Raw genomic sequence first — 9,162 nt, forward strand, 5'->3', positions numbered from 1 at the left:
TCGCCGATGTCGGAACCGAACTCGAAACAGCCGCAGAAGCCGTCCCCGAGATCGAGACCATCGACGCCGAAACCACCGAAGTCAGCCAGGAACTCGAAGAGGAACTGGCCCGAACAGCACGAGAGCCCGTCAGCGTCGGAGGACGTGGCGGCACAGGAGGAGAGGGAGGTTCAGAACCTCCGACCGGCGGAGACGGAGACCCCGTTCCGGGAGAAGATCCCCAGGGCCCCGAGGCGCTTGCGAAAAAAATCGATCCCGACAACCTCAAGATGACCAAGACGGTCGAGAATCACTTCAACGACATTACGAAGTCGGGCCAACCCGCACGACCCTTCATGAAATCGAATCAATTGGTGCGTGAGATCATGGAGGGTGGCAAGCCGACTGCCGACCCGCGCGGCTTGGCCAGCGCCGTGCGCTGGGATACTCCTGGTGCTCTGAACGGAAAAGAGGGGACCTGGGAGCTTCTCATCGATTCAAAGACAAACACAATTCTTCACTTCAATTTCGTTAGGTAAATCCCGTGTTCCAATTCCGCACGCTCCCCGGCTCCTCCCTCTCCGGGTACCTGACCTACTCGAAGTCCGAGTACTCCTTCTCCTTCGACGCCGCGGACGAGGCGGACCTGGCGGAGCGGATGGGTGAGGGGCGAAGGACGAGCTTGGTCATCGACACGCTGCAACTGGAGACGGACGCCGACAGCGGCGCCGTCCTGTACGCCTGGGGATATTTTCCGGCGCAGTCGTGGGTCCCGGCGCGGCTCCCGGTTCCTCCCGCGGCCCAGGCGCGCGTGTCGGTCGAAGCCGATCCACCGCTGGAGGAAGCGGTCTCGGTCCCCGTGTGGCGCGGGCAGGAGTTCGCGGTCGAGCACGACGAAGAGACCGGCTGGATCAGGGTCAGCCGTTCGCCGTCCGGGGCCGGTGCGTACGCGGAGATCGCGAGCGGCGTCGTACTCCAGCTCGTCGAGGGCGAGTTGAGCGCTGTGTGGCTCCACCCGCACATCGCGGAGTAGCCGGCGCGACGGGGCGGCGCACGCTCGCGGCCGCCGCCCCGGCGCGCACGTGCCTCAGCGCGCCAGCTTGCCTGCGACCTCGGTCGCCCAGTAGGTGAGGATCATTCCCGCGCCCGCCCGCTTGATGCCCGTCAGGGACTCCAGGATCGCCGCGTCCCGGTCGATCCAGCCCTTCTCTGCGGCGGCCTCGATCATCGCGTACTCGCCGGAGATCTGGTACGCGCACACCGGCACGTCCACCTCGCCCGCGACGCGTGCCAGGATGTCCAGGTAGGGACCCGCGGGCTTGACCATCACCATGTCGGCGCCCTCCTCCAGGTCGAGCGCGAGTTCGCGCAGCGACTCGCGGACGTTCGCCGGGTCCTGCTGGTACGTCTTGCGGTCGCCGCGCAGCGACGATCCGACGGCCTCCCGGAACGGCCCGTAGAACGCGGAGGAGTACTTCGCGGTGTACGCGAGGACCGACACGTCCTCCTTGCCGACGGTGTCCAGCGCCTCGCGGATCACGCCGATCTGGCCGTCCATCATGCCGCTCGGGCCCACCGTGTGGACGCCCGCGTCGGCCTGCACCCGCGCCATCTCCGCGTACCGCTCCAGCGTCGCGTCGTTGTCGACGCGGCCGTCGGGGGTCAGCACGCCGCAGTGGCCGTGGTCGGTGTACTCGTCCAGGCACAGGTCCGACATGACGACCAGGTCCTCGCCCGTCTCGGACCTCACCGCGCGGATTGCCCGCTGGAGGATGCCGTCGGGGTCGGTGCCCGCCGTGCCTGCCGCGTCCTTCTTCGCGTCCTCGGGCACGCCGAACAGCATGATCCCCGACACGCCCGCGGCGACGGCCTCGACCGCGGCCTTCCGGATCGTGTCCAGGGTGTGCTGCACGACACCGGGCATCGCGGCCAGCGGAACCGGCGCGTCGATCCCCTCGCGGACGAACGCGGGCAGGATCAGGTCGGCCGCGTGCAGCCGCGTCTCCGCGACCATCCGCCGCATCGCGGGCGTGGTGCGCAGCCGCCGGGGGCGGGCGCCGGGGAACGATCCGTACACAGTCATCAGAAGTCGCCTCGTGCGAAGTCGAGTCGGATGGAACGGCCGACGGGTCGGCGCGGTCCGGCAGGACGGGCGCGTACGCGAGGGGCTGCCGGGACGGCGCCGGGGGGGGGGGGGGGGGGGCCCGCCCGCGCCGCCCCCCCCCCCCCCCCCCCGGGGCACGGGGGGTTTTGCCCCCGCACCGGCGGCGCGGGACGTCCACGCGCCGCGGGCGCGGGGCGCGATCGCGACCCGCGCCCGTGCTTCGCGCGTACCGTGCCGCTCGCCCGGGGCGGCGCCTCAGGTGGTGCGCCGCCGCCGCGCGCCGGGCCTGCGCTCGCTGGGGCGGGTGACCTGGTCGCCCGCTTCGAGCGCGGCGCTGCGCCGCGCCGTGCCGAACGCCGCGAGGGCCTCGGCGAGGCGGTGCACCGACGGCTCGGGGGCGAGGACGTCGACCCGCAGGCCGTGCTCCTCCGCCGTCTTCGCCGTGGCGGGGCCGATACACGCGATCACCGTCACGTTGTGCGGCTTGCCCGCGATCCCGACGAGGTTGCGCACCGTGGAGGACGACGTGAACAGCACGGCGTCGAACCCGCCGCCCTTGATCGCCTCCCGCGTCTCGGCGGGCGGCGGCGACGCGCGCACCGTGCGGTACGCGGTGACGTCGTCGACCTCCCAGCCCAGCTCGATCAGCCCGGCGACCAGCGTCTCCGTGGCGATGTCGGCGCGCGGCAGGAACACCCGGTCGATCGGGTCGAAGACCGGGTCGTAGGGCGGCCAGTCCTCAAGCAGCCCGGCCGCGGACTGCTCGCCGCTCGGCACCAGGTCCGGCTTGACCCCGAAGTCGACGAGTGACGCGGCCGTGGCCTCGCCGACCGCGGCGACCTTGATGCCCGCGAAGGCGCGGGCGTCGAGCCCGTACTCCTCGAACTTCTCGCGCACGGCCTTGACGGCGTTGACGGACGTGAAGGCGATCCACTCGTAGCGGCCGGTGACGAGGCCCTTGACCGCGCGCTCCATCTGCTGGGGCGTGCGCGGCGGCTCGACCGCGATGGTCGGCACCTCGTGCGGCACCGCGCCGTACGACCTGAGCTGGTCGGACAGCGAGGCCGCCTGCTCCTTGGTGCGCGGTACGAGCACCTTCCAGCCGAACAGCGGCTTGGACTCGAACCAGGCGAGCTGGTCGCGCTGCGCGGCGGCGCTGCGCTCGCCGACGACGGCTATGACGGGCTGGTGCCCGTCGGGCGACGGCAGCACCTTGGCCTGCTTGAGGGTGCCCGCGATGGTGCCGAGGGTCGCCGTCCAGGTGCGCTGGCGCGTCGTCGTACCGGCGACGGTGACGGTCATCGGGGTGTCCGGCTTGCGGCCCGCCGCGACGAGTTCGCCGGCGGCGGCGGCGACCGTGTCGAGCGTCGTCGCGACGACGGCGGTGCCGTCGCTGGCGCCGACCTCGCTCCAGCAGCGCTCGCTCGCGGTGCGCGCGTCGACGAACCGTACGTCGGCGCCCTGCGCGTCCCGCAGGGGAACGCCCGCGTAGGCGGGCACTCCGACGGCGGCGGCGATGCCGGGCACGACCTCGAAACGGATGCCGGCGGAGGCGCAGGCGAGCATCTCGCGGCCCGCGTCGCCGTCGAGCCCCGGGTCGCCCGAGACCGCACGGACGACCCGCTTGCCGCCCCGCGCGGCCTCCATGACAAGATTGGCGGCATCCCTGATCGCGGGGATACCGGCGGCTGTTGATGCGTCATCAACAACCGTCAGTGCGGGCATGCTCACACTGTCGCGGGCATGGGTACGTACGACGTCGAGCACCTCGGGCTCGGCGATCAGTACGTCCGCCCCCGCGAGCGCCTCCACGGCGCGCAGAGTCAGCAAACCCGGGTCACCGGGTCCGGCACCGAGGAAGGTGACGTACCCCGATGCGGAGTGGGCCGGAAGGTCAGTGGCGGTGGGGCTCAATGTGCTCGCTCCCCCATAAGACCGGCCGCACCCTTGGCAAGCATCTCGGACGCGAGTTCGCGCCCGAGCGCGAGAGCGTGCTGGTGCGACGCGGGTACGGGACCGGTGGTGGACAGCTGCACCAGCGTCGAGCCGTCGGGGGTGCCGACGACGCCACGCAGGCGCATTTCGTTGACAATCTGCCCGTCGGCCAGCAGGTCGGCGAGGGCTCCCACGGGAGCGCTGCAGCCGGCCTCCAGGGCGGCGAGCAGGGACCGCTCGGCGGTCACGGCGGCCCGGGTCTCCGGGTCGTCGAGCTCGGCGAGCAAAGCGGCGAGGTCTCCGTTGACCGCCGCGCACTCTACAGCGAGCGCTCCCTGGCCGGGAGCGGGCAGGACGGTGCCGGCCGACAGGATGTCGGTGACCTCGCCGCTCCTGCCGAGGCGGTTCAGGCCCGCGGCGGCGAGCACGACGGCGTCGAGCTCCCCCTCGCGGACGTACCCGATCCGGGTGTCTGTGTTGCCCCGGACCGGCACGATCTCGATGGCGCGGCCGTGGCCGCGGGCGTGTGCGAGGAGCTGCGAGGCCCTGCGCGCGGAGCCCGTTCCGACGCGGGCGCCGTCGGGCAGCGCGGCGAACGTGAGCCCGTCGCGGGCGACGAGTGCGTCGCGCGGGTCCTCGCGGCGCGGCACCGCGGCGACGACGAGGTCGTCGGGCTGGGCCGTCGGCAGATCCTTGAGCGAGTGCACGGCGAGGTCGACGTCGCCGCGCAGCAGCGCGTCGCGCAGGGCGGTGACGAAGACGCCGCTACCGCCGATCCGCGCGAGGTGCGCGCGGGAGGTGTCGCCGTACGTGGTGATCTCGACGAGCTCGACGGGGCGGCCCGCGAGGGCGGCGACGGCGTCGGCGACGCGCTGGGACTGCGCCTTCGCGAGAGCGCTGCGGCGGGTGCCGAGGCGCAGCGGGCGGGCGTCGGCGCCGGCGGGCGTGGGAGCCGCTGGGGCCGTCATGACCTGCTCCGGTCGGCACGGCTGACGGCGGCGACCGTCTGCGGGTCCAGGTCGAACAGTTCGCGCAGCGCGTCCGCGTACCCGGCGCCGCCGGGCTCGGCGGCGAGCTGCTTGACGCGCACGGTCGGCGCGTGAAGGAGCTTGTCGACCACGCGCCGCACGGTGCGGGTGATCTCGGCGCGCTCCTTCTCGTCGAGGCCGGGGAGTCTGCTGTCGAGGCGGGCGATCTCGCCCGCGACGACGTCCGCGGCCATGGCGCGCAGGGCGACGACGGTCGGGGTGATGTGCGCGGCGCGCTGGGCGGCGCCGAACGCGGCGACCTCCTCGGACACGATGGCGCGGACCTTGTCGACGGCCGCGGCCATCGGCGCGTCCGCGGACGCGTCGGCGAGGGTCTCGATGTCGGCGAAGGAGACGCCGTCGATCCGGTGGGCCTCGGCATCGATGTCGCGGGGCATCGCGAGGTCGAGGAGGGCGAGCGGCGCGCCGGCCGTCCGGCCGTCGGCGGCGGCGCGGACCGCGTCGCCGGTCAGGACGAGGCCGGTGGCGCCGGTACAGGACACGGCGATGTCGGCGGCGGCCAGCTCGGTGTCGACGGCGGCCATCTCGACGGCGCGGGCCCGCACACCGGTGCCGCCGGGCTGCTGGAGGATCTCCGCGAGCCGCTGGGCGCGGGCCGCCGTGCGGTTCGCGATCACTATCTCGGCCACGCCCGCCCTCGCGAGGGTGGCGGCGGCCAGCGAGGACATGGATCCCGCGCCGACGATCAGCGCCCGCTTCCCGCGGGCCCACGCGTCGACGCCGCCGGCGCCCGCGAGCTGCTGGAGTCCGAAGGTGACGAGGGACTGCCCGGCCCGGTCGATGCCGGTCTCGCTGTGCGCCCGCTTGCCGACCCTCAGCGCCTGCTGGAACAGGTCGTTGAGCAGGCGGCCTGCGGTGTGCAGGTCCTGGCCGAGGGCGAGCGCGTCCTTGATCTGGCCGAGGATCTGCCCCTCGCCTATGACCATCGAGTCCAGGCCGCAGGCCACCGAGAGCAGGTGGTGGACGGCCCGGTCCTCGTAGTGGACGTAGAGGTGCGGGGTGAGTTCGTCGAGCCCGACGGCGCTGTGCCGCGCGAGGAGCGTGGACAGTTCGGCGACGCCCGCGTGGAACTTGTCGACGTCGGCGTACAGCTCGATGCGGTTGCAGGTGGCGAGGACCGCCGCCTCGGTGGCGGGTTCCGCGGCGAGGGTGTCCTGCAACAGCTTGACCTGCGCGTCGGCGGGGAGCGAGGCCCGCTCCAGGACGCTGACGGGTGCGCTGCGGTGGCTCAGGCCCACGACCAGGAGACTCATGCCGGCATCACCGCGGGCAGTTCGTCGTCGGGGCCCTTGCGGTCCCGGGCCGCGGCGGGGGTGCCGCGCCCGGCGGCCGCGGCGCCCGGGCCGCCGGTGCCGCTCGCGTCGTCGGCGCTGCTCGCGTCGTCGGTGCCGCTCGCGTCGTCGGTGCCGCTCGGGCCGTCGGAGTCGCCCGCGGCGTCCGCGCGCACCGCGCCGTCCTGCGCGACGGTCGTCGGCGGTGGGGGCGGCACCTCCGGTACGTCCTCACCGGCCTTGCGCTGTTCGTGGAACGCGAGGATCTGGAGCTCGATGGAGAGGTCGACCTTGCGGACGTCCACGCCGTCGGGGACGGTGAGGACGGTCGGCGCGAAGTTCAGGATCGAGGTGACCCCTGCGGCCACGAGCCGGTCGCAGACCTGCTGGGCGGCGCCGGCCGGGGTGGCGATGACACCGATGGACACGCCGTTGTCCCGGACGATCTCTTCGAGCTGGTCGGAGTGGCGCACCGGAATCCCGGCCACGGGCTTGCCCGCCATGGCCGGATCGGCGTCTATCAGCGCGGCGACGCGGAAGCCGCGGGAGGCGAACCCGCCGTAATTGGCGAGCGCGGCACCGAGGTTGCCGATACCGACGATGACGACGGGCCAGTCCTGGGTCAGGCCGAGTTCGCGCGAGATCTGGTAGACGAGGTACTCGACGTCGTAGCCGACACCGCGGGTGCCGTAGGAGCCGAGGTACGAGAAGTCCTTGCGCAGCTTCGCCGAGTTGACCCCGGCCGCGGCGGCGAGCTCCTCGGAGGAGACCGTGGGCACCGAGCGCTCGGAGAGTCCGGTGAGGGCCCGCAGATACAGCGGAAGACGAGCGACGGTGGCCTCGGGAATGCCTCGGCTGCGAGTCGCCGGTCGGTGCGTTCGGCCAGTTGCCACGGTGCTCCTGCGGGATGAGCGGGGTTGCAGGCGGTCGTGCGTTTCGTGGCCGCCCCGTCGAATGCAGGCTATGTCTTTGTGAACGCGTGCACAAAGATGGTGTCCGGTTTGTCCGACCAAAGTGATGGGGGTCACGCGCTCCGATCGCGCGGTCGCGGAACCAACCACGAGGTCAGACCGTTGCGGCAAGCCCGGGGGCATATCGGTACACACCTCTCACCCACACACCCCTGTCTCGGAGACAGCGGCAAAGCACCCGCGATCGTAACCGCCTTTCCCATGTGCCCCAGCCCTTCGATCCGCCCGGCCGGGGCGTACTTCGGGGGCGCGGACGACGCCCCTGCGATGGCCCGCGGGCCGCCGGCCTCCGCACTCACGAGGCGAGTTCACGCCGGAGCCTGCCCTCGTCCACCCGCCAGAACGTGTGCTGCTCGCCGTCCACGAGGACCACCGGGATCTGCTCCCAGTACGCGTCGCGCAGCGCCTCGTCCCCGGTGATGTCCTTCTCCTCGAAGTCCGCGCCGGTCTGGGCGCAGACCCTCTCGACCACGGCCCGGGCGTCGTCGCACAGATGGCAGCCCGGTTTCGAGATGAGCGTCACGCGCCGCACGCGCGACGCCGCGCCGCCGGCCTCGGCGCCGTTCTCGCCGTCGCGGGCGCGCTCGGCGCCGTTCTCGCCGTCGCGGGCGCCGCCGTCGCCGGCATGGCCCGCCTTCTTCGTACGCCGCAGCAGTGGAGTCATGGCTCCCATTCTCCGCCCCGGCGCGATCGCGTCACAGCCGTTGTCCACAGGCGGTGGTCGATCATCATGTGTGCCGATTAACACACCGGTTGGCGAGTGTTCACGCCCGGGGCGCCCCTTCGAGCCGGGAAGGCCGGACGAACTGGCTATGCTCGCCGTATGGCCGCACTGGGATGGCTCACTCCGCGCAGGCGCTCCGCGACAGCCAGGAGCGTCCTGGCGGGCGAGGCCGCAGCCGAGGCAGCACGCAGGTCCACCACCGACGTCGGCCTCGCCGACCGCGACGACGGGGCCAGGGCCACCGAGGACACGACCGGCGCGCCCGGGGCCCCGGCGGAGGCGGTCCCCGACTTCCCGGTCTTCGGCGACGCACGCGCCGCCGCGTTCTTCGACCTCGACAACACCGTGATGCAGGGCGCCGCGATCTTCCACCTCAGCAGGGGCCTGTACAAGAGGAAGTTCTTCCAGCGCCGCGAACTGGCCCGGTTCGCCTGGCAGCAGGCCTGGTTCCGGCTCGCGGGCGTCGAGGACCCCGACCACATGCAGGACGTGCGGGACTCCGCGCTGTCCATCGTCAAGGGCCACCGCGTCGCCGAGCTGATGACCATCAGCGACGAGATCTACGACGAGTACATGGCCGACCGGATCTGGGCCGGCACCCGCGCCCTCGCACAGGCCCACCTCGACGCGGGCCAGCAGGTCTGGCTCGTGACCGCCGCGCCCGTGGAGACCGCCACGATCATCGCCCGCAGGCTCGGCCTGACCGGCGCGCTCGGCACGGTCGCCGAGTCCGTGGACGGCGTCTACACCGGCCGTCTGGTCGGGGAGCCGCTGCACGGCCCGGCGAAGGCCGAGGCGGTACGGGCCCTCGCCGCCTCCGAGGGCTTCGACCTCGCGCGCTGCGCCGCCTACAGCGACTCGCACAACGACATCCCCATGCTGTCCCTGGTCGGCCACCCGCACGCGATCAACCCCGACGCCAAGCTCCGCAAGCACGCCCGTGAGCGCGGCTGGCGGCTGCGCGACTACCGCACGGGCCGCAAGGCCGCCAAGGTCGGCATCCCGGCCGCCGCGGGCGTCGGCGCCCTCGCGGGCGGCACCGTCGCCGCGGTCGCCCTGCACCGCCGCCGCCACTGACCCCGCGCACCCCGCACATCCCGCGCGACACGCCCCGGGCCCGCCCGGGCCC

General features: G+C 72.9%; 9 protein-coding genes. 3 read left to right on the top strand and 6 right to left on the bottom strand.

The features are described from left to right. A partial coding sequence (locus LCE31_RS31485; protein ID WP_225020431.1) for a hypothetical protein occupies positions 1-518 on the top strand: 518 nt, incomplete at its 5' end. 5 nt (positions 519-523) lie between these two features. Continuing rightward, positions 524-1,012 (top strand): hypothetical protein, encoded by a 489-nt coding sequence (locus tag LCE31_RS31490; RefSeq protein WP_225020433.1) that lies wholly within the window; start codon positions 524-526, stop codon positions 1,010-1,012. Between the two features lie 54 nt (positions 1,013-1,066). Here LCE31_RS31490 and hemB read toward each other — a convergent pair whose 3' ends face one another. From hemB to LCE31_RS31520, 6 genes are all read right to left on the bottom strand, one after another. Next, complete coding sequence (gene hemB / locus LCE31_RS31495) at positions 1,067-2,062, bottom strand: porphobilinogen synthase (RefSeq protein WP_225020435.1); 996 nt, start codon at positions 2,060-2,062, stop codon at positions 1,067-1,069. 276 nt (positions 2,063-2,338) lie between these two features. Further along, positions 2,339-3,997 carry a uroporphyrinogen-III synthase gene (locus tag LCE31_RS31500; RefSeq protein ID WP_225020436.1) on the bottom strand — a complete coding sequence of 553 codons (1,659 nt, stop codon included), beginning with the start codon at positions 3,995-3,997 and terminating at the stop codon, positions 2,339-2,341. Then, positions 3,994-4,986 carry a hydroxymethylbilane synthase gene (hemC, locus tag LCE31_RS31505; protein WP_225020438.1) on the bottom strand — a complete coding sequence of 331 codons (993 nt, stop codon included), beginning with the start codon at positions 4,984-4,986 and terminating at the stop codon, positions 3,994-3,996. The genes LCE31_RS31500 and hemC overlap by 4 nt, the downstream gene beginning before the upstream one ends. After that, on the bottom strand, positions 4,983-6,320 hold the full coding sequence (locus LCE31_RS31510; protein WP_225020440.1) for a glutamyl-tRNA reductase: 1,338 nt from the start codon (positions 6,318-6,320) through the stop codon (positions 4,983-4,985). Before LCE31_RS31510 ends, hemC begins: the two co-directional genes overlap by 4 nt. Beyond that, entirely contained in the window at positions 6,317-7,231 is a 915-nt protein-coding gene (locus tag LCE31_RS31515) for a redox-sensing transcriptional repressor Rex (RefSeq protein ID WP_225020442.1), read from the bottom strand. The genes LCE31_RS31510 and LCE31_RS31515 overlap by 4 nt, the downstream gene beginning before the upstream one ends. 373 nt (positions 7,232-7,604) lie before the next feature. Continuing rightward, positions 7,605-7,841: a glutaredoxin family protein gene (locus LCE31_RS31520; protein WP_225020446.1), complete on the bottom strand. Its 237-nt coding sequence runs from the start codon at positions 7,839-7,841 to the stop codon at positions 7,605-7,607. A gap of 291 nt (positions 7,842-8,132) precedes the next feature. Here LCE31_RS31520 and LCE31_RS31525 point away from each other — a divergent pair, with 291 nt between their 5' ends. Further along, positions 8,133-9,110 carry an HAD family hydrolase gene (locus LCE31_RS31525; protein WP_225020444.1) on the top strand — a complete coding sequence of 326 codons (978 nt, stop codon included), beginning with the start codon at positions 8,133-8,135 and terminating at the stop codon, positions 9,108-9,110. Positions 9,111-9,162 lie beyond the last annotated feature (52 nt).

Source organism: Streptomyces sp. 8L, assembly GCF_020176795.1.
Lineage (GTDB): Bacteria > Actinomycetota > Actinomycetes > Streptomycetales > Streptomycetaceae > Streptomyces.

Excerpts from the sequence above, each read along its gene's own strand:
- hemB (WP_225020435.1), bottom strand. The coding sequence starts at position 2,062 with ATGACTGTGTACGGATCGTTCCCCGGCGCCCGCCCCCGGCGGCTGCGC.
- hemC (WP_225020438.1), bottom strand. The coding sequence starts at position 4,986 with ATGACGGCCCCAGCGGCTCCCACGCCCGCCGGCGCCGACGCCCGCCCG.
- LCE31_RS31510 (WP_225020440.1), bottom strand. The coding sequence starts at position 6,320 with ATGAGTCTCCTGGTCGTGGGCCTGAGCCACCGCAGCGCACCCGTCAGC.
- LCE31_RS31525 (WP_225020444.1), top strand. The coding sequence starts at position 8,133 with ATGGCCGCACTGGGATGGCTCACTCCGCGCAGGCGCTCCGCGACAGCC.